This is a genomic window from Roseovarius sp. 10 (genome assembly GCF_033100315.1).
Classification (GTDB): Bacteria; Pseudomonadota; Alphaproteobacteria; order Rhodobacterales; family Rhodobacteraceae; genus M30B80.
Genome location: NZ_JAWLVH010000001.1, coordinates 1,255,270 through 1,276,726 on the forward strand (window position 1 = coordinate 1,255,270; position 21,457 = coordinate 1,276,726).

15 protein-coding genes and 1 tRNA gene are annotated in these 21,457 nt (G+C 57.8%); 8 read left to right on the top strand and 8 right to left on the bottom strand.

What is annotated here, in order from left to right:
* Positions 1-77: 77 nt before the first annotated feature.
* Complete coding sequence (gene rpoD / locus RYZ18_RS06380) at positions 78-2,075, top strand: RNA polymerase sigma factor RpoD (RefSeq protein ID WP_317655592.1); 1,998 nt, start codon at positions 78-80, stop codon at positions 2,073-2,075.
* Between the two features lie 31 nt (positions 2,076-2,106).
* Here rpoD and RYZ18_RS06385 read toward each other — a convergent pair whose 3' ends face one another.
* Positions 2,107-2,448 (bottom strand): hypothetical protein, encoded by a 342-nt coding sequence (locus RYZ18_RS06385; RefSeq protein ID WP_317655593.1) that lies wholly within the window; start codon positions 2,446-2,448, stop codon positions 2,107-2,109.
* A gap of 306 nt (positions 2,449-2,754) precedes the next feature.
* Between RYZ18_RS06385 and RYZ18_RS06390 the strand changes: the two genes are divergently transcribed.
* On the top strand, positions 2,755-2,985 hold the full coding sequence (locus RYZ18_RS06390) for an RND transporter (protein WP_317655594.1): 231 nt from the start codon (positions 2,755-2,757) through the stop codon (positions 2,983-2,985).
* Here the strand turns inward: RYZ18_RS06390 and meaB are convergent.
* Positions 2,982-3,971, bottom strand: a complete 990-nt coding sequence (gene meaB, locus RYZ18_RS06395; protein ID WP_411567079.1) for a methylmalonyl Co-A mutase-associated GTPase MeaB — start codon at positions 3,969-3,971, stop codon at positions 2,982-2,984. The genes RYZ18_RS06390 and meaB overlap by 4 nt on opposite strands.
* An 85-nt stretch (positions 3,972-4,056) precedes the next feature.
* Here meaB and hrpB point away from each other — a divergent pair, with 85 nt between their 5' ends.
* A complete protein-coding gene (gene hrpB, locus RYZ18_RS06400; protein WP_317655838.1) occupies positions 4,057-6,465 on the top strand; it encodes an ATP-dependent helicase HrpB in 2,409 nt (802 codons plus the stop codon).
* Positions 6,466-6,467: 2 nt separating this feature from the next.
* On the opposite strand, the gene RYZ18_RS06405 is transcribed toward hrpB, so the two are convergent.
* Positions 6,468-8,762: a xanthine dehydrogenase family protein molybdopterin-binding subunit gene (locus RYZ18_RS06405; protein WP_317655596.1), complete on the bottom strand. Its 2,295-nt coding sequence runs from the start codon at positions 8,760-8,762 to the stop codon at positions 6,468-6,470.
* Between the two features lie 210 nt (positions 8,763-8,972).
* Between RYZ18_RS06405 and RYZ18_RS06410 the strand changes: the two genes are divergently transcribed.
* The gene (locus tag RYZ18_RS06410; protein WP_317655598.1) at positions 8,973-11,876 is read left to right on the top strand and encodes a valine--tRNA ligase; all 2,904 of its coding nucleotides are present in this window, start codon (positions 8,973-8,975) and stop codon (positions 11,874-11,876) included.
* Positions 11,877-11,944: 68 nt separating this feature from the next.
* Here RYZ18_RS06410 and RYZ18_RS06415 read toward each other — a convergent pair.
* From RYZ18_RS06415 to RYZ18_RS06435, 5 genes are all read right to left on the bottom strand, one after another.
* A tRNA-Met gene (locus tag RYZ18_RS06415) sits at positions 11,945-12,021 on the bottom strand.
* 70 nt (positions 12,022-12,091) lie between these two features.
* A complete protein-coding gene (cueR, locus tag RYZ18_RS06420) occupies positions 12,092-12,496 on the bottom strand; it encodes a Cu(I)-responsive transcriptional regulator (RefSeq protein ID WP_317655599.1) in 405 nt (134 codons plus the stop codon).
* On the bottom strand, positions 12,496-14,934 hold the full coding sequence (locus RYZ18_RS06425; RefSeq protein ID WP_317655601.1) for a heavy metal translocating P-type ATPase: 2,439 nt from the start codon (positions 14,932-14,934) through the stop codon (positions 12,496-12,498). Before RYZ18_RS06425 ends, cueR begins: the two co-directional genes overlap by 1 nt.
* Before the next feature lie 69 nt (positions 14,935-15,003).
* Complete coding sequence (rfbA, locus tag RYZ18_RS06430) at positions 15,004-15,879, bottom strand: glucose-1-phosphate thymidylyltransferase RfbA (RefSeq protein WP_317655602.1); 876 nt, start codon at positions 15,877-15,879, stop codon at positions 15,004-15,006.
* Between the two features lie 113 nt (positions 15,880-15,992).
* Positions 15,993-17,198, bottom strand: coding sequence for an aminopeptidase P family protein (locus RYZ18_RS06435; protein WP_317655603.1), 1,206 nt, complete (start codon positions 17,196-17,198; stop codon positions 15,993-15,995).
* Positions 17,199-17,361: 163 nt separating this feature from the next.
* Here RYZ18_RS06435 and RYZ18_RS06440 point away from each other — a divergent pair, with 163 nt between their 5' ends.
* Genes RYZ18_RS06440 through RYZ18_RS06455 form a run of 4 tightly spaced genes read left to right on the top strand, consistent with a single transcriptional unit; the run spans position 17,362 to position 21,450 of the window.
* Complete coding sequence (locus tag RYZ18_RS06440; protein ID WP_317655605.1) at positions 17,362-18,300, top strand: ABC transporter permease; 939 nt, start codon at positions 17,362-17,364, stop codon at positions 18,298-18,300.
* On the top strand, positions 18,297-19,118 hold the full coding sequence (locus RYZ18_RS06445; protein ID WP_411567080.1) for an ABC transporter permease: 822 nt from the start codon (positions 18,297-18,299) through the stop codon (positions 19,116-19,118). The genes RYZ18_RS06440 and RYZ18_RS06445 overlap by 4 nt, the downstream gene beginning before the upstream one ends.
* The gene (locus RYZ18_RS06450; protein ID WP_317655606.1) at positions 19,115-20,713 is read left to right on the top strand and encodes an ABC transporter ATP-binding protein; all 1,599 of its coding nucleotides are present in this window, start codon (positions 19,115-19,117) and stop codon (positions 20,711-20,713) included. The genes RYZ18_RS06445 and RYZ18_RS06450 overlap by 4 nt, the downstream gene beginning before the upstream one ends.
* Positions 20,710-21,450 (top strand): SDR family oxidoreductase, encoded by a 741-nt coding sequence (locus tag RYZ18_RS06455; protein WP_317655607.1) that lies wholly within the window; start codon positions 20,710-20,712, stop codon positions 21,448-21,450. The genes RYZ18_RS06450 and RYZ18_RS06455 overlap by 4 nt, the downstream gene beginning before the upstream one ends.
* Positions 21,451-21,457 lie beyond the last annotated feature (7 nt).

Below are 21,457 nucleotides of genomic sequence, written 5' to 3' on the forward strand. Positions count from 1 at the left end.
CTGATTCGCACTACAATGATTTCAGGTGCAAGCGTCAGCCGACCTTGGCCGAGCTTGAACGAAAAGGATAATCGCCGATGGCCAAAGACAGCGATGACGGCAAACCCGAAGGCGAAGAGACCGAAATCGGTCTAGATATGAGCCAAGCTGCCGTCAAAAAAATGATCGCCGAGGCCCGCGCGCGTGGGTTTATCACCTATGATCAATTGAACGCTGTCTTGCCGCCTGAACAGGTCTCCTCTGAACAGATCGAAGATGTCATGTCGATGCTGTCTGAGATGGGCGTGAATATCATCGAAGATGATGAGGTCGAGGACGAGGAAAACAAATCCTCTGGCGGTGAGTTGGTGGAAACCTCCACCTCGCGCGAAGTGGCCTTGGCCAGCAGCGAGACCGAAAAGCTGGATCGCACAGATGACCCTGTGCGGATGTATCTGCGCGAAATGGGCAGCGTTGAGTTGCTCTCGCGTGAAGGTGAAATTGCGATTGCCAAGCGCATTGAAGCGGGCCGCAACACCATGATCGCAGGGCTTTGTGAAAGCCCCCTGACCTTTCAGGCGATCACCATCTGGCGGGACGAATTGCTAGAAGAAGATATTCTTCTGCGCGATGTGATTGACCTAGACGCCACATTTGGCCGCTCAATCGGTGAAGAAGATGACGATGCGCCCGTGGTTGGTGGTTTGGATGGCGACAACCGCGACAGCGGCAGTGCTGCATCAAACCAGAGTGACGAACCAGAATTGGACGCGGACGGGAACCCAATCGCCCGCGATGATGACGAGGACGAGGACGATCAAGCCAATATGAGCTTGGCCGCGATGGAGGCCGCGCTTAAGCCACGCGTTTTGGAAACCCTAGATCGTATCGCCAATGATTACATCTATCTGGCCGAAATGCAGGACAAGCGTATCTCGGCCACGCTGAATGAAGATTCGAGCTTTGATTCGGGCGATGAGGCCACCTATCAAAAACTGCGCGGCGAGATTGTGGAATTGGTGAATGAACTGCACCTGCACAACAACCGTATCGAGGCGCTGATTGACCAGCTTTACGGCATCAACCGCCGCATCATGTCGATCGACAGCGCCATGGTGAAACTGGCGGATCAGGCCCGCATCAATCGCCATGAATTCATCGAGGCCTATCGCGGCTATGAACTTGACCCCACATGGGTGGATCGCATGGCTGAAAAACCTGGCCGTGGGTGGCAAGCCCTGATGGAACGCTCCCGCGATAAGGTCGAAGACTTGCGCGCCGATATGGCCCAAGTTGGTCAATATGTCGGCCTTGATATCAGCGAATTCCGCCGCATCGTGAACCAAGTTCAAAAGGGCGAGAAAGAAGCGCGTCAGGCCAAAAAGGAAATGGTCGAGGCGAATTTGCGCCTCGTGATTTCGATCGCCAAGAAATACACCAATCGCGGCCTGCAATTCTTGGATTTGATCCAAGAGGGCAATATCGGCCTGATGAAGGCGGTGGATAAATTTGAATATCGCCGCGGCTATAAATTCTCGACCTATGCGACATGGTGGATCAGGCAGGCGATCACGCGTTCGATTGCGGATCAGGCCCGCACGATCCGTATCCCTGTGCATATGATTGAAACGATCAACAAACTGGTGCGCACAGGCCGTCAGATGTTGCACGAAATCGGCCGCGAACCCACGCCCGAGGAATTGGCCGAAAAGCTGCAAATGCCGCTTGAGAAAGTGCGCAAGGTCATGAAAATCGCCAAGGAACCTATTTCCTTGGAAACCCCGATTGGCGATGAAGAAGACAGCCAGCTTGGCGATTTCATCGAAGACAAGAACGCCGTGCTACCGTTGGACAGTGCCATTCAGGAAAACCTGAAGGAAACCACAACCCGCGTTCTGGCCTCGCTCACGCCGCGTGAGGAACGCGTGCTGCGGATGCGCTTCGGCATCGGGATGAACACCGATCACACGTTGGAGGAAGTCGGCCAACAATTCAGCGTGACCCGCGAACGCATCCGCCAAATCGAGGCGAAAGCCCTGCGGAAGCTGAAGCACCCCTCGCGGAGCAGAAAGCTGCGGAGTTTCTTGGATCAGTGAGGAGAAATGCGCCCCTTTGGGTGCATTTCTATTAGCCCCAAGAACGGGTTAGTTTGCTTACCTCTGTCAAGACTTGTTCAATATTCAAAAGCTTAGCGCGTGTATCAAGTTCGCTGGAAACGCCTTCTGTCCAACGTCTCCAGATTAGTTCAAGCCAATCTGGTAAATTTTCAGGCCAATTTAATCCTTCAAAGATCACTTTGAAAGCTTCGTTTTTTGAAAGCTTGTTTGGATTTTTTGTCAGTTTCCAATCCGTGTCATCGATTATGAGTGACTGACTTTTTCCGACTACCTCTAAAGTATCCTGGGTCATTATAAATGTAATGAATTGTTGTTGGCTATAGCCCATCGGCTTTATTGATAACTCAATCATTGAATGATTTCCCTAGTTGAATTTAATCAAGTAACAACAGTATCACACTGATATATTAAATTTACACAAATTTTATTTATGAAAAAATTTAAGTTGCAAGTGTTGTCGCAATTTTCCTTACCCGCATTGGGTTGTGACAGTGAACTGCGCCCAAACCGTCCCCAAATTCTTTAGACCCTGTGGCGGGCGCGACGATGGTCGCACCTTTAACGCCCCCGCGTGTCGGTCGCGGTAAAATCCGCAACCAATCCGTCGCGCGCCGCCTTTCCCCTTCCCCCCATCGCCCGTAGCCGCTAGATGCCCGCCATGACCAATCTCCGCCGCCTTCTAGACCAACTGTCTTTCCCGATCCTGATCGTGATGTGCCTGACACTCGGCCTCGCGCCCTTCACGCCCGAACCCCATATCTGGGAAAAGCTGAAATTGCTGGCGGCGGGTGGGTTGACGCAGGCCATCGATATCTTTGATCTGCTGCTGCACGGCCTGCCTTGGCTTTTGTTGATCGCCAAAGTCGCGCTCATGCGGAAAACGGCCTAAGGGGCCATTTTTCCCAAAATCTCCGCCGCCGCCGCATCGGGGCTGATTTTGCCCTCTGCCACATCACGCGCGCGGGTCTCGATGGCGGCGCGGATCGTTTGATCCTCGCGCAATCGCGCCAATAGCCCCTCGCGCAATTCTGTCTCGAACCAATGGGCCGCTTGCGTGGCGCGGGTTTCTTCCCAGATGCCCGCCTCCCTTCGCCACTGCGCCAAATTCTGCATCTCGGCCCATGCTGTCTCAATCCCTGCCCCTTCCACGGCAGAAACGGCCAGTGCCTTGGGGAACCCTTCGGGGTCTTGCGGGCGTTTGCGCAACAGCCGCAGCGCGCCTGCGTAATCGGCCACTGTGCGGGTGGCGGTGGCGCGCAAATCACCATCAGCCTTGTTCACCAAGATCAGATCGGCGATTTCCATGATCCCGCGCTTGACCCCTTGCAATTCATCCCCACCCGCGGGCGCCAAAAGCAGCACGAAAAGATCGCACATCTCGGCCACCATCGTTTCGGATTGGCCCACGCCCACTGTCTCGATCAAGACCACATCAAACCCCGCCGCCTCGCACAGCGACACCGCCGCGCGGGTGCGGCGCGCCACGCCGCCGAGGCTTGCCTGACTGGGTGAGGGGCGGATAAAGGCCGAGGGCACGCGCGAGAGCTGCTCCATCCGTGTCTTATCGCCCAAGATTGACCCGCCCGAGCGCGCAGAGCTGGGATCAACCGCCAAAACCGCCACGCGCAGCCCTGCATCGGTCAGCATCATCCCAAAGGCCTCGATAAAGGTAGATTTCCCTACACCGGGCGTGCCCGAGAGGCCGATGCGCAGCGCCTCACGCCCATGGCCGCGCAGCGCGTCCAAAAGTGCGGCCGCCTGCGCACGATGATCGGCGCGGCTGCTTTCGACCAAGGTCACGGCACGGGCAAGCGCACGGCGTTCACCCGCCAAAATCCGATCCTTGAGATCGAGAATGTCCAATTCTGCCGTCATCGGGGCTGATTACTCCTTGACCTTACAAGGGCTTTTCTGCCTGTTCGGCCAAGCTACGTCCACCCCGAAAGACTTTTGCCGCCCCATGCGCCTGCCGATTGATGATATCCTGCCTGAGCTGATCGCCGCCCTTGCACGCGCAGGCCGCGCCGTTTTGCAGGCCCCGCCCGGCGCGGGCAAAACCACCCGTGTGCCCCTTGCCTTACTGGAGGCGGGGGTGGTGCAGGGTCGTATCCTCATGCTTGAACCCCGCCGTTTGGCCGCGCGTGCCGCTGCCGAACGCATGGCGCAAACCTTGGGCGAGGGGGTGGGGCAGACCATCGGCTACCGCATGCGCGGCGACAGCAAAACAAGCCCTGCCACGCGGATTGAGGTTGTGACCGAAGGCATTCTCACCCGCATGATCCAAGACGCGCCTGACCTGCCTGACATTGGCGCGATCATCTTTGATGAATTCCACGAGCGGTCGCTCAATGCTGATCTTGGTCTTGCCTTGAGTTGGGAATTACGCGGCGCGCTTAGGCCAGATATAAAGATCTTGGTCATGTCGGCCACATTGGATGCGGCCCCCGTGGCGGCACTCCTTGATGACGCGCCCCTTGTCACATCAGCGGGCCAAGCCTTTGAGGTGCTGACCCATCATCTGCCCGCCCCCCTACCCAAGGAGACGCGGCTTGAGCGCGCGATGGCCGATCTTATCCTGCAGGCCCTGCACGAAACGGAGGGGGGCATCTTGGCCTTTTTGCCGGGTCAAGGCGAGATTGCGCGCACCGCAGCCCTGCTTGATTTACCCCGCGATATTCGCCTGCATCAACTTTATGGGGCAATGCCCTTGGCCGCGCAACGCGCGGCCATTACCCCCGAGGTAGATGGTGCGCGAAAATTGGTGCTTGCCACATCCATCGCAGAAACCTCACTGACCATTGCGGATATATCCGTGGTCATCGACAGTGGCCGCGCAAGGCGCGCGCGGTTTGACCCCGCCTCAGGCATGACACGGCTTGTAACCGAACCCGTCAGCCGCGCCGAGGCGGATCAACGCCGTGGCCGCGCGGGTCGTGTCTCGGCAGGCATTTGTTATCGAAATTGGACGAAGGGCAGCGAAGGCGCGCTACCCGCTTTCCCCCCCGCCGAAATCGAGGCCGCCGATTTGACAGGCTTGGCATTGGAATTGGCCCTTTGGGGCAGCGCGGATGGCTTGGCTTTTCTCACACAGCCCCCTCTGGGCGCCCTGGCCGAGGCGCGGGCCTTGTTGCAGGGGCTTGGGGGTTTGGACGCCGAAGGGCGGATCACGGCTCACGGGCGCGCGATGGCGGTAATGCCCTTGCACCCGCGTCTTGCGCATATGCTGTTGTCTGGGGATGCGCGCGCCGCCCGAATTGCTGCCCTTTTGGGCGAGCGTGACCCCCTGCAGGGGCAAACTTCGCAAAGTGATCTGAAGCTGCGTCTGCGCCTTGTGGATGACCCTGCAGGAAAATCCCCTGCCCTTGCGCGTATCCGTCAGGAAATGGCGCGCCTCAAACCCTTCGCCAAAGGTCGCGCATTAAGTGACGCGCAATATCTGGCTTTGGCCTATCCCGACCGCATCGGGATGCGCCGCAAGGGGGACGCCCCGCGATATATTCTTTCAGGTGGAAAAGGTGCCATCTTTGACGCAGGCGATGAATTGGCAGGCGCGCGCTTGATTGTTGCCAGTGACCTTGATGGCAACCCGCGCGAAGCCCGGATCAGGGGCGCGCTTGCCCTGACCGAAGCCGAGTTGCGCGACATCTATGGCGATCAGATTGCATGGCAGAAGATTTGCGACTGGAACCCGCGCCTGCGGCGCGTTGAAACCAAGCTGCAAGAACGCCTTGGCGCGCTCATCCTAGACGAGAGGCATGACCCCAAGCCAAACCCCGAGGAGGTTGCAAAAGCCCTCTGCGCGGGTATTCGCGACCTTGGTCTAAACGCGTTAGGGTGGACACGCGGCGCAACATTTCTGCGGGCGCGCATTGCCTTCGCAGGCTTGACCGATGTCAGCGATGAGGCGCTTTTGGCACAGCTTGAAGATTGGGCTTTGCCCTTCCTCGGCACAGCGCGCACCGCAGATGATCTGGGGCGGTTCGATCCAAGCGAGGGGCTAAAGCTGTTGGTGGGATATGAGGCCTTGGCCGAGCTTGATCGCCTTGCACCTGCGCATTGGACAACCCCCTTAGGGCGACAAGTCGCGATTGACTACGGCGATGCCCAACCCGCCATTGCACTGCGCATCCAAGAGGTCTTTGGCGTGACCGAGCATCCGCGCATCGGGCCAGATCGCTTGCCCATTAAATTCACGCTGCTCTCTCCTGCGCAGCGCCCTATTCAGGTGACGCAAGATCTGCCGCAATTTTGGGAAGGCTCTTATGCGGATGTGCGCAAGGATATGCGCGCGCAATATCCCCGCCACCCTTGGCCCGAAGATCCACGCGCGGCTGACCCAACCCTGCGGGCCAAACCGCGCGGGACATAACCCTATTCTGCCGCAATCGCACGGGTGGCTTCGATGGCCTCCCACAGGCGGGCGGGGGTGAAGGGCATCTCAACCTTGGCGCCCATATCCGCAAGCGCATCATTGACCGCATTGGAAACTGCCGCCAGCGCACCCACTGTGCCTGCCTCGCCACAGCCCTTCATCCCCAACGGGTTTGCGGTTGAAGGAACAGGACGGATGGAGAAGCCGATAAAGGGCATATTATCGGCGCGCGGCATCGCGTAATCCATGAAAGTTGCTGTCAACAGCTGACCATCTGCGTCATAAACCACGCGCTCGCAAACCGCCTGACCAATCCCCTGCGCAACGCCACCATGCACTTGGCCCTCGGCCAGCATTGGGTTCATCATATTTCCGAAATCATCTACCACAGTGTAGCGATCCACGGCCATCACACCCGTTTCGGGGTCAATCTCGACCTCAGCAATATGGCACCCATTGGGATAGGAACGCCCGGGCAGTTTGACATATTCCTGCACCACACACAGATCAGCACGGCCCGCACCGCGCGCGGCCTCTGCAGCCTCTAGGAGCGTAACCACCACATTGGAGCCAGGCGCACGGAAGACACCTTCATCGGCATCGAAATTGACATCATCCGCATCAAGATGATCCGCCATGAAATCACGCAAGCCACCGATGAGGCTATCACCTGCGGCGCGCAGCGCCATACCCTGCACAGTGACCGAGCGCGATCCACCCGTGCCGCCACCCATTTCGATCAAATCACTATCACCCTGCACGATCTCAATCGCCTCAAGTGGAAGGCCCGTTTGATCATGGACAAGCTGCGGATAGACCGTTTCGTGGCCCTGCCCGTTTGATTGCGTTCCGACATAAACGCGCGCGCCGGAATCGGTGAGTTCGATCTTGGCCCGCTCATCGGGGTCGCCTAGGATTGACTCGATATAGTAACAAATCCCCGCGCCGCGCAGTTTGCCCTTGGCGGCGCTGGCCGCACGGCGTGCGTCAAAGCCTGACAGATCCGCTTTTTCCAAAGCACGATCCAAAAGCGCCCCAAACTCGCCCACATCGTATAACTCCCCCGTTGCGGTGCGATAGGGCATCTGATCGGGGCGAATGAAATTGCGCCGGCGTAGTTCGGCGGGATCCACCCCCAAGACGCGGGCAGCGTGATCCATGCTGCGCTCAAGGCAGAAAATCGCCTCAGGGCGTCCCGCCCCACGATAGGCATCGACCTGCGCGGTGTTTGTAAATACCGCACGGTTGCGGAAGAACACATTTTGAATGTCATAGGTGCCCGTCAAAACGCGAGCGAATAGGTTTGATTGGATCAGCTGCCCATATTGCGAGACATAGGCCCCAAGGTTCGACCAACTGTCCAAATGATAGGCCACGAGGCGATAATTCTCGTCAAAGCCAAGCTCACTTACTGTGACCAAATCGCGGCCGGCGTTATCGGCCAACATGGCCTCGGTGCGATCGGACATCCACCGCACAGGGCGGCCCAGATGGCGGGCGGCCATCGCGGTTAAGAAATATTCGGGATAGCCCATGGTCTTCATCCCGAACCCACCGCCTACATCGGGCGTGGTCACACGGACGTGCGAAGGATCAATGCCAAAGAATTTGGATAGATCACCTTTGGTGCCCCAGACCCCCTGACCATTTACGCCCAGATGGATACGCTCACCCTGCGGTTCCGCGAAGCACCCACGTGGCTCGATTGAATTGACGATAATGCGGTTGTCTTCGATGCGCAGACTGACACGATGTTTGGCCTGTGCCATCGCAGTTTTGACAGCCGCCTCGTCGCCATGTTCCCAATTATAGGCCACGTTATCGGGCGCCTCGTCATGCAGCGCCGCGCCGCCTGCAGAAAGATCTAATTTCACGGGCAGGTCATCAATATCCAATTCGATCAGTTCAGCCGCATCTCGCGCCTGCGCAAGGCTATCTGCCACGATAAAGGCCACGGCCTCGCCCACGAACCGCACCCGCGAGGTGGTCAGGACGGGGCGGCGCGGGGCAGCCGCATCGCTGCCATCGCCGTTTTTCACGGTGACATAGCGCATCGCATTCGGATACCCCGCCGCCTCGATATCAGCGCCCGTGATGATCATATGCACCCCATCCGCGGCGCGCGCGGCATCAAGATCAAGGGTGGTGATAGTGCCATGTGCAACAGGGCTGCGCAGCACGAACCCCACCAAGGCATCCTTTGGCGCAATATCATCAATATAGCGCCCCTGCCCCGTCAAAAGACGAGCATCTTCAAGGCGTTTTACCGATTGGCTTGATCCAAACTTTTTCATGATCCCTCCTACTGGCATGGCGCTGACCTGCGAAACGCGCCTTCGCTTATGTCGCACAGTAGCGGGCCAGATCGATCTGTCCAGTCTCGCCCGCCGCTTTCTCACGATTTCCCGTGGAGAAGCGCCCCCTTGCCCCTTGGCCTCACCCGCCCCATTGGGTAAGGGAGGCACTGAGAACCCACACGCAGATGCAGCCCGAAGGCAGATCAAATGGAAAAGACATTCGACGCAAAATCAGCCGAAGCGCGGATTTCCGCGAAATGGGAAGCAGGGGAATGCTTTAAGGCAGGGGCCAATGCCAAAGCAGGTTCCGAGGCGTTTAGCATCATGATCCCGCCCCCCAATGTGACGGGCGTGCTGCATGTGGGCCATGCGTTCAACAACACGCTGCAAGATGTGCTTGTGCGGTGGCATCGGATGCGCGGCTTTGACACGCTGTGGCAGCCTGGCACCGATCACGCAGGCATCGCCACGCAGATGGTAGTCGAGCGCGAATTGGCCAAGGAGGGCAAAGCACGCCGCGATATGAGCCGCGAGGAATTCCTCTCCCATGTTTGGGCGTGGAAAAAGAAATCTGGCGGCACGATCATCGAACAGCTCAAACGCCTTGGCGCCTCCTGCGACTGGTCGCGCGAGGCCTTCACCATGTCGGGTGCACCCAATGCGCCCGCAGGCGAAGAGGGCAATTTCCATGATGCGGTGATCAAGGTCTTTGTCGATATGTATAACAAAGGCTACATCTATCGCGGCAAGCGGTTGGTGAATTGGGATCCCCATTTTGAGACCGCGATTTCCGATCTAGAGGTCGAGAACATCGACCAGACAGGCCATATGTGGCACTTCAAATATCCGCTCGCGGATGGGGCCACCTATGAATATGTCGAGAAGGATGAGGACGGAAACGTCACCTTGCGCGAGACGCGCGATTATATCTCGATTGCCACCACACGGCCTGAAACCATGCTGGGCGATGGCGCGGTGGCGGTGCATCCCGATGACGAACGCTACAAGCCCATCGTGGGGATGCTCTGCGAAATTCCTGTCGGGCCAAAGGAACATCGCCGCCTGATCCCGATCATCACCGATGAATATCCTGACCCGACTTTCGGCTCGGGCGCGGTTAAAATCACGGGTGCGCATGATTTCAACGATTACGCCGTGGCCAAGCGGGGCAATATCCCCTGCTATCGCCTGATGGACACGCGCGCGCATCTGCGCGCCGATGGCGCAGCCTATGCCGAGGCGGCGAAGATTGCGCAGGAAGTGGCCAATGGCGCGCGCACGCTCTCCGAGGCCGAAGTGGACGCGCTGAACCTTGTTCCCGACCATCTGCGCGGGATGGAGCGTTACGCCGCCCGTGATGCGGTTGTGGCCGAGATCACCGCCGAAGGTCTGGCTGTGATGACACGCGCCGATGATCCCCGCCTTGGCAAAGTCGCCCTGAAAGCGGATGCGGAAGGCGCGGATGCGCTGGTGCCTTTGGTCGAAGAAAAGACCATCACGCAGCCCTTCGGGGATCGCTCAAAGGTCGTGATCGAGCCGATGCTGACCGACCAATGGTTTGTCGATACCGCCAAGATCGTGGAACCCGCGCTGGAGGCCGTTCGCACGGGCCGCACGCGGATCATGCCCGAACAACACCGCAAGGTTTATTTCCACTGGCTTGAGAATATTGAGCCATGGACGATCTCGCGGCAACTCTGGTGGGGGCATCAGATCCCTGTGTGGTATGATGACGAAGGCGGAATGTATTGCGCCCCAACAGAGGCAGAAGCGCAGGCGATGGCAGGCGGCAAATCCCTGACCCGCGACCCCGATGTTCTCGACACTTGGTTCTCTTCTGGCCTTTGGCCCATTGGCACGCTTGGCTGGCCTGAAAAGACACCAGAATTGGAACGCTATTTCCCGACCTCAACGCTTGTGTCGGGCTTTGACATCATCTTCTTCTGGGTTGCGCGGATGATGATGATGCAATTGGCCGTGGTCGATGATATCCCCTTCCGTGACGTTTACGTCCACGCGCTGGTGCGCGATGAAAAGGGGCGCAAGATGTCGAAATCCATCGGCAACGTGCTTGATCCCCTCGAATTGATTGACGAGTTTGGCGCGGATGCGCTGCGTTTTACGCTGACCTCCATGGCCGCGATGGGGCGCGATTTGAAACTGTCGAAAGACCGCATCGCAGGCTATCGCAATTTCGGCACGAAACTGTGGAACGCCGCACGGTTTGCGGAAATGAACGATTGCAAACCTGTTGCAGGGTTTGATCCAAAATCGGTCAGTCAAACTGTAAACAAATGGATCATCGGCGAAACCGCGCAGGCGCGTTTGGCCCATGACGAGGCGCTGTCGCAATATCGGTTCAACGATGCGGCAAACGGGCTTTATGCCTTTGTCTGGGGCAAAGTATGCGATTGGTATGTGGAATTCGCCAAGCCGCTTTTTGCCTCTGATGACGCGGCTGTCATCGCCGAAACCCGCGCAACCATGGCATGGGTGATCGACCAATGTCTTATCCTTTTGCACCCCACAATGCCCTTCATCACCGAAGAGCTGTGGGGCGAGATTGCAGATCGCCCCAAGATGCTGGTGCATACAGATTGGCCCGACTATGGCGCGGAACTGGTCGATGCCGAGGCTGCGCGCGAGATGACTTGGGTGATTTCGCTGATCGAAGAAATCCGCTCCGTGCGCGCGCAAATGCATGTCCCTGTGGGGCTTAAGGTGCAATTGCTGCAGCTTGATCTCGATGCGCGCGGTCAGGCCGCGTGGGACAATAACGCAGCGATGATCGAACGGCTTGCCCGCATCTCGGAGCTGACCCATACCCAGACCATGCCCAAAGGCGCGGTCACAGTTGCGGTTGAGGGCGGCACGTTCGGCCTGCCCGTGGCTGATCTGATTGATGTGGCCGAGGAAAAGGCGCGCTTGCAAAAGCTGCTGGATAAGTTGGCCAAGGAAATCGGCGGGCTGAAGGGCCGCGTGAACAACCCCAAATTCGTGGCAAGCGCCCCCGAAGATGTGGTCGCGGAGGCCCGCGAAAACCTTGCGGCCCGTGAGGAAGAAGAAGCCAAGATTAAAACCGCCTTCGCGCGTTTGGCGGAATTGTGCTAAGATGAACGCGGCGGCGCACGAGCGCCGCTGCTGCGTCAATCACAGTGCTGAATGTGCAAGGAAGGGCTTGGTAGCGGAGGAGGGACTTGAACCCCCGACACGCGGATTATGATTCCGCTGCTCTAACCAACTGAGCTACTCCGCCAGAAGCATCGCGGAAGTAGGACAAGCGGGGGCAAGCGTCAACCTCAAAATCGAAGCGCCTGCGCAGTTTTTCAATCCACCCGCCCGCTTGGCTCAATCGCGAGATCCTCCAAGATTGGACAATCGGGGCGGTGATCCCCCGAACAGCGCGACACAAGATCGGCCAAGGTCGCCCGCATCGCGGCCAATTTGGCCATTTTCGCATCAATATCCTGCAAATGTTGTTGCGCGATCTCTTTCACATCGGCGCTTGCGCGCCCGCGATCCTCGTAAAGGGCCAAAAGCGCGCGGCATTCCTCGATGGAAAACCCCAATTCACGAGCGCGCCCAAGAAAGCCCAGCTTATGCACATCTTGTTGCGAAAAACTGCGGTATCCGTTTTCACCGCGCGCAGGCGCAATCAAACCAATTTCCTCGTAATAGCGGATGGTTTTGGCGGGCAGCCCCGTGGCCATGGCCGTTTGCGATATATTCATCAATGCCCCCCCACATGACGCAGGCGTAGCGCATTCATCACCACAAAGACCGAGCTTGCCGCCATCGCGCCCGCCGCCAACATCGGGTTCAAAAGCGGCCCTCCGATCAGGGCCAATGCCCCTGCTGCGACAGGGATTAACGCCACATTATAGCCAAAAGCCCAAAACAGATTCTGCCAAATATTACGCAAAGTGGCCCGCGACAGGGTCATGGCATCCACAACACCCCATGGCGCGCCAGACACCAGAACCACATCTGCCGCCTGCATCGCGATATCGGTGCCACTGCCAAGCGCGATGCCCACATCTGCCTGCGCCAAAACAGGGGCGTCATTGATCCCATCACCGACAAAAACAACGCGCTGCCCCGCCTTTTGCCACGCCGCCACAAGTGCCAATTTATCTTCGGGCTTGAGGCGAGCATGGGCTTCTGTGATGTCCAATTCTGCGGCAAGCGCATCAACCGCAGGCGCCGCATCGCCTGAAAGAAGCGCGATCTTCAGACCCATGTTTTTCAACGCGTCAATCGTGTCTCGGGCATCTTTCTTAGCAGGGTCACGAAAGGCCAGACTGCCGGCATAGGCACCATCCTGTGCCAAGTGGATCAGGCTTGCGCCCTGAGGGGGAATGTCTGGGACACTAACACCCAACTCTGCCAAATAGGCCTCTGTGCCTAGGGCGATCTCCGCGCCCCCGACAGTCGCGCGGACGCCACCACCGATGCTGTTCTGGAACCCTTGCATCGCCGCGATGGTCAGCCCACGTGCCTCGGCCTCGGCCACAATTGCTTGGGCGAAGGGATGTTCTGATCCACGCTCAACACTTGCAGCCAAGGCAATCAGGCGATCTTCGTTCTGCGCGTTGTAACACGCCAAAAGCGCAGGCGCGCCCGTGCTGAGGGTGCCTGTTTTGTCAAAGGCCACAATGTCGGCTTGCCGCAAATCTTGCAGTGCGCGTCCCTCGCGGAAATGCACCCCCAATTCCGCAGCGCGCCCCGTTCCTGCCATAACAGAAACAGGTGTCGCCAGACCCATTGCGCAGGGGCAGGCAATAATGAGAACAGACACGCCAATCACCATAGCCTGCACGGGGGATGGGCCAAAGACCCACCAAAGCGCCGTGGTTACAAACGCCACAGCGATCACGACAGGCACAAACACCGCCGCAACGCGATTGATCAAAGATTGAATGGGCAGGCGCGTCATCTGCGCCTTTGTGACCATATCCACGATTTGCGCGAGAACCGTTTGCCCACCTGTCGCAGTCACGCGGTAAATGGCGCTGCCCGCGCGGTTCATCGTGCCGCCCACAACACTATCACCCACAGATTTCGTCACTGGAACAGGCTCGCCTGTGATCATGCTTTCTTCAACCAAGGCCTCGCCCTCGGTCACGATGCCATCGGTGGCAATTTTCTCACCTGGTTTGACGCGGATCAGATCCCCGATCCGCAGTTCAGACGCTGCCACCTGCCGCTCGGCCCCATCTTGCAAGAGGGTGGCGGTGTCAGGGCGCAGTTCCATGAGGCTGCGAATAGCTGCGCCCGCCTGACCGCGCGCGCGAAATTCCAAAAAACGTCCCAAGAGGATCAAGGTGACGATGACCGCAGCGGCCTCGAAATAGATGAAACGGCTGGCTTCTGGGATTAAGTCTGGTGCGAATGTGACCACGGTGGAAAAGGCCCACGCCGCCGTGGCCCCCATCGCAACCAAGGAATTCATCTCTGGCGCGCCGCGCTGCAATGCAGGCACCCCTAGGCGGAAAAACACAGCACCGGGGCCAAATAAGACCAAGGTGGTCAGGGCAAATTGCACCAGACGGGTTGTAAATTCTCCAAAGGTCGCGACCTGCCAGTGATGAAACGCGGGAAAAAGATGCCCGCCCATCTCCATGATAAAAACAGGCAGGGTCAGGAGCGCCGCCAAGATCAACTGTCGCTTTAGCAGGTGCCCTTCATCCTCTGCGCTGCTCTCGGACTGCACCTCTGCCGCCGGTGTCTCAGGCAGGATTGGATAACCTGCTTGACGCATCATATCGGTCAAATCGGAAAGGGCCAAATCGGGGGCCGCGGTGACATAGGCCTCTTTCATGGCCAGATTGACTTCGGCTTTGATCACGGCGGGATAGGCATTCAAGGCTTTTTCAGCGCGGGAGGCGCAGCCCCCGCAACTGAGATTTTCCACGGCAAAACGCCAGTGATTGGTCTGCGCAGGGTCAAGCGCAACGGGATACCCCGCCTTGCGCATCGCTGCATCCATCGCCGACAGATCAAACTCTGGCGTGGCTGTCACTTGGGCGGTTTTGGTGGTCAAATTGACCTGAGCAGAACGAACATGCGGCAAGGCCGCAAGCGCCTTTTCCGCCCGCGCAGCACAGCCCCCACAAGAGAGGTTCTCAACAGTCAAAGGGATCACGCGCTGCGCTTGGTGGTCTAGCATTCTAAAGGGTCACTTATCATTCAGTTGGGGCATTTCCCCGTTCAGATAAGGGTTCCAGTTACTGGAAGGTCAACCCCCTTTGATGAGTGCCTGCAAATATTGCCCATATTCATTCTTGCCAAACAACTGGGCGCGCGCGACAAGATCTGCCGCCGAAATCCAGCCTTTGTGATAGGCGATCTCATCGGGGCTGCCCGTCTGCAAACCTTGGCGTTTTTGCAATGTATAGACGAATTCCGAAGCCTCGAGCAGACTGGCATGAGTGCCTGTGTCAAGCCACGCATACCCGCGCCCCATTTGGCAAACATCCAATTGCCCATCGTCAAGATAACTTTGCAAAAGCGAGGTGATCTCCAACTCACCCCGCGCCGATGGGGTCACCGATTTGGCGCGCGCAGGTGCCGTGCCATCCAGAAAATAGAGGCCTGTCACCGCATAATTTGAAGGCGGCACTTCTGGCTTTTCGATGATTTCGCGCACGCGGCCCTCAGCATCAAACCCGACCACGCCATATCGCTGCGGGTCTGACACATGATAGCCAAAGACAGTGCCACCTGCTTTGTTATGATCGGCCTCTTTCATCAATTCAGGCAATCCGTGACCGAAGAACAGGTTATCACCCAAAATCATCGCCGAAGGTGCCCCTGCCAAGAAATCCTCCGCCAAAAGATAGGCTTGGGCCAGACCATCGGGCGAGGGTTGTTCAATCCAGTCCAACCGAATGCCCCATTGGCTGCCATCGCCAAGGGCGCTTTTGAACTGGGCTTGATCCTGCGGGGTGGTGATGATCGCAATCTCGCGGATATCGGCCAACATCAGCACCGAAAGCGGGTAATAGATCATAGGCTTATCATAAATCGGCAAAAGCTGTTTCGAGAGGGCCATGGTAATCGGATAAAGCCGCGTTCCCGTGCCACCCGCCAAAATGATGCCTTTGCGTGCCATAGATCACCCGTGCGTTCCGCAAGCCTGATGTCAGCTTATGCCATGCAGGGGGCAAGGTTGAAGCAGAAACTTCAACGGAATGAGGCGGCCACCTGACCGCCCCTTCCGATAGATTACCCCACCACGTTTTCGGCAGGGCCGTATGGATAGCCCGTAATGTCCTCGGCCCCATCCTTGGTGATGATCAAAATATCATGTTCGCGATAGCCGCCCGCGCCTGCCATCCCCTCGGGGATTGTCAGCATCGGTTCCATGGAAATCACCATGCCTTCTTCGAGAACAGTGTCGATATCCTCACGAAGCTCAAGACCTGCTTCGCGGCCGTAATAATGGCTTAACACCCCAAAGGAATGGCCATAGCCAAAACTGCGATATTGCAGCAAATCGCGTTCCGCGAAGAAATCATTGATCGCATGGGTGATCTCAGCACAGCTGACACCCGGCTTCATCAGGCTCATACCCAATTCATGCGCCTCGATATTCGCCTGCCAATAACCAAGGCTTGCCGCATCCACTTCGCCCACAAACATCGTGCGCTCAAGCGCGGTGTAATAGCCCGAGATCATTGGGAAGGTATTGAGGCTCAGGATATCGCCGCGCTGTAAAACCCGCCCCGTGACAGGGTTATGCGCGCCATCGGTGTTAAGCCCCGATTGGAACCATACCCAAGTGTCCCGATATTCGGCATCGGGAAAGCGTTTGGCGATTTCTAGCTCCATCGCATCGCGCCCTGCCATGGCGACATCAATCTCACGCACCCCCGCCTTCACGGCGTCCCGAATGGCATAACCGCCCACATCGGCAACTTGCGCGCCTGCGCGGATCAACTCGCGCTCGGCGACAGATTTCACCATGCGCTGGCGCATCGTAGCAGGCGCAACATCGGCGGTGGATTTTGGTGCCAAGAACTCAGTGAGAAGCGCAAATTGGCTCAAGACCAGATGATCGGCTTCGTAACCAACTGCCTTGCCCTGCCCCGCCACATGGGCCACGGCGCGCCAGTAATTGTTGCGCTGCCAATCGGTATAGGTGATCCCATCACAGGCACAGCGCCGCCATGGCTGCCCCGCATCAATACCCGCAGAGATCACGACCGCCTCAGATGCGGTCACAACCAACGCGTAGGGGCGGCCAAAGGCACAGTAGAGAAAACCCGAGTAATAGGCGATATTGTGCATCGAACTCAGCACAACCGCATCTAGGCCTTGCGCATCCATAATCGCGCGCAGCCCCATCAGGCGGGCGTCATACTCAGCTTGAGAAAACGGAAGAATGGCTTTTTCGCCATTGTGGAAACGGAAGAATTCAGGTCGCTGCATCGCCGACCCTCCTTTGACAGAAGACCCCGGCGTTCAGGGCGGTTAAGGTCTGCCATAGGACGACGCCATCGTCCCCAACCTCGTGGCACTATCTGCCGCGAAAGCCTTGAGTCGCGCAAGTCCCCTCTAGCGGCCTAGCACGCCTTCGGGCTAAGGTTTTGCCATGTTGAGCTATTTTCTCAATCGGGCGCTTGCGATGATCCTTAGCCTTGCCGTGGCAAGCGTGGTTATCTTTTGCCTCATTGAGGTGATCCCCGGTGATCCTGCCAGTTTCATGCTTGGCCTAAATGCCACAGACGAGGCGGTTGCAAACCTTCGGGCGGAACTGGGCCTCGATGGGGGGCTTCTGCCCCGATATCTGGCATGGGTCGGGGGCATGGTGCAGGGAGATTTTGGCCTATCCTACACCTATCGCGTGCCCGTAGCCGATTTGATCCAAGATAGGCTTGCCGTTTCACTGCCCTTGGCCATTTACGCGCTGATCCTGTCAACTGCCCTCGCGATCCCTGTGGGGGTGCTGGCCGCGGCCAAGCGCGGCGCATGGCCCGATCTTGGGGTGATGGCGGCTGCGCAAATCGGCATTGCGATCCCCAATTTCTGGTTTGCAATGCTGTTGGTGCTGCTGTTCGCGATACAATTACAATGGGTGTCGGCGGGTGGATTTGCGGGATGGGACAGCTTTGGGGCGGGGCTCGCCTCGCTCACGCTGCCCGCCTTCGCCTTGGCCCTGCCGCAGGCGGCCATTTTGGCGCGGGTTTTGCGTTCGGCCCTCTTAGAGACATTAGAGCAAGACTATATCCGCACCGCCCGCGCCAAGGGCCTAAGCCGCAGGCAAACCCTATGGCGTCATGCCTTGCGCAATGCAGGCATTCCCGTGATGACGATCTTAGGCCTTCAATTCTCGTTTCTTCTTGCGGGCGCCATTATCATCGAAAATGTTTTCTTTCTTCCTGGGCTTGGTCGCCTGATCTTTCAGGGCATCACCCAACGCGATTTGATCGTGGTCGAGTCGGTCACTATGCTGCTTGTGTTCGCCGTGATCCTTGTAACCTTTTTGGTTGATCTGGCCTATGCCGCCCTTGATCCTAGGCTGCGCAGATGAAGGTGCAGCGATCCTTGATCATTGGCGGTGCGATCAGCCTGTTTTTCCTTGCTCTCGCCTCCCTTAGCCTCCTCTGGGTGCCCCATGAGGTCACAAGCCTTGCGATTGCCAATCGCCTGCAAGGGCCAAGCGCCACCTATCTGCTTGGCACGGATCAATTCGGGCGCGATGTCCTATCTTTGCTGATGGTGGGCGCGCAAACCTCTATTGCGGTGGCGGTGGCGGCCATTGGCATTGGGGCAGGCATTGGCGTGCCTTTGGGTCTGCTGGCAGCCGCACAGCATGGGCGCTTTGGCGATGAACTGATTATGCGGGGCAATGATCTGATCTTTGCCTTTCCCGCGTTGGTGATCGCCATTCTGATCACTGCAACCTACGGCCCCTCAGCGTTTAACGCGATCCTTGCAATTGGCATTTTCAATATCCCCGTCTTTGCCCGCGTGACCCGTGCAGGGGCGCTGCCACTTTGGACATTGGATTACATCCTTGCCGCGCGTGTGGCGGGAAAATCCAAGTTTAGGATCAGCCTTGAACATATCTTGCCCAATATTCTGAACCTGATCATCGTGCAGGCCACGATCCAATTCAGCCTTGGGATTCTGGCTGAGGCAGCGCTCTCCTATGTTGGGCTTGGGGCGCAACCGCCAACCCCCAGTTGGGGCCGCATGTTGGCCGAGGCGCAAACCATGATCTACACCCATCCGATGCTGGCCATTCTTCCCGGGGCCTGCATCATGGCCTTGGTTCTTGGCTTGAACTTGGCGGGGGATGGGCTGCGCGATCACCTTGACCCAAGACTGGAGCGCGCCCTGAAATGACCGCTTCGCCCCGCCTTGAACTGAAGAACCTGACAATCACCCATGACGAGGGTGCATTGGTTTCTGATCTTTCCCTGACGCTCGCCGCGCATCGGATCACGGCGTTGGTTGGGGAATCTGGATCAGGTAAATCGATGACGGCGCTGGCGATTATGGGCCTATTGCCCCAAGGATGCTGCGCGCAGGGTTCGGTTCTGCTCAATGGCACTGACAGTCTCTTGGGCCTGTCAGATCAAAAAATGTGCCAGTTGCGCGGTCGAAGGATTGGGATGATTTTCCAAGAACCCATGACCGCGCTGAACCCCGTTATGCAAATCGGCGCACAGGTCGCCGAAACCCTTATGGTGCATCGCATCACCCCCAATCGGCGGGCCGCAATGGCGCAGGCGCGCACCGTTTTAGATCGGGTTGGCTTGGCGCAGATCGCGCTTGATCGTTATCCGCATGAGCTGTCTGGCGGACAAAGGCAGCGCGTGGCCATTGCCGCTGCGATCGCGGCAGCGCCCGATGTTTTAATCGCGGACGAGGCGACAACCGCGCTTGATGTCACCACACAACAGGGGATTTTAGCACTTTTGAAAACCCTCGTTGCCGAGGATGGCATGGCGCTTTTGCTGATCACGCATGATCTGGCCGTTGTGGCCTCGATGGCTGATGAGGTGGCGGTGATGAACCAAGGCCGCATCATTGAAAAAGGCGAGACAAAGCGGCTTTTGTCCCGCCCGCGCGACCCTTACACCAAGGCGCTCTTATCCGCCGCCCGCCCCGCCCCAAAAGAGACCGAACCCCTGACAGGCGAGACACTCTTATCCGTGGAAGGCGTCAGTCGCATCTATCCGCCCAAACGCCTAGGCTTGCGCAAATCTGAACCCTTCGTTGCGGTGCGTGATGCAAATCTTACCCTTAGGCGAGGGGAATGTTTGGGGATCGTAGGGGGCTCTGGATGCGGAAAATCCACGCTCGCCCGTGCCATTTTGGGGCTAGAGGCCGCGCAATCAGGGAGGATTGTCTTAGACGGCACAGAGGTGCATCCGAACATGCCGCTTGAAAATCGGCGACGTCTGTCAATTGTGTTTCAAGACCCCTATGGCAGCTTTGACCCCCGTTGGCGGGTGGGGCGCGTGATCGCGGAACCGCTTGATCTGCAAAATGTCCCATCTAATGAGGTCACATCTCGCGTTGCGACTGCACTTGAGCAGGTCGGGCTTTCGCCTCAGGATGCGCAAAAATACCCGCATCAATTCTCAGGCGGGCAAAGACAACGCATTGCCATTGCCCGCGCGCTGATCACGCGACCCGATATCGTGGTGCTTGATGAGGCTGTTTCTGCCCTTGATGTCTCCGTGCGCGCACGGGTTTTGGATTTGCTAAAATCACTGCAACAGGAATTGCAGCTTTCGTATATTTTCATCACCCACGATCTCACGGTTGTGGCCCATATGGCCGACACTATTGCGGTGATGGAAAATGGGGTGATTGTCGAACAGGGGCCAGCGCCCCAAATTCTATCTGGCCCCAGACATCCTTATACACAAAACTTACTCAACACCGCGCCCCGCTTGGACGCGGCCCCAAAGAAAGGGACAGTTTCATGAGGCTTGCAGGAAAAACCGCAATTGTAACAGGCGGCGCATCGGGATTTGGCGCAGGGATCGTGCGCAAATTCCGCGCCGAAGGGGCCGAGGTGATGATTGCCGATCTCAATGGCGCGGCAGCCCATGACATGGCCCAGGCCACGGGCAGCCTTGCCCATGAAACCGATGTCGCCAAGGGCGAGAGCGTGGCCGCCCTCGCCCAATCTGCGCTTTCCGCGTGGGGGCGTATTGATATTGTTGTGAACAATGCGGGCATCACCCATCTGCCGCAGATGATGGAAGATGTTACCGAGGAGATGTTCGACCGCGTCCTCGCGGTGAATGCGAAATCTGTTTATCTGATGGCCCGTGAAATCGTTCCGCATATGAAAACTGCAAAAGCGGGCGCCATCCTCAATATTGCTTCAACTGCGGGCCTCAGCCCACGCCCCAAGCTGAATTGGTATAATGCCTCCAAGGGCTGGATGATCACCGCAACCAAGGCGATGGCGGTAGAACTCGCCCCGCAAGGTATCCGCGTCAACGCGCTATGCCCTGTGGCGGGGGAAACCCCGCTGTTGTCCAGTTTTATGGGCGAGGACACGCCCGAAATGCGGGAAAAATTTCTATCAACCATCCCCTTGGGCCGGTTTTCCACGCCCGAGGATATGGGCAATGCTGCCTGCTTCCTGTGCTCGGATGAAGCCTCAATGATCACAGGTGCCGCCTTGGAGGTTGATGGCGGGCGCTGCATCTAAGGGGATG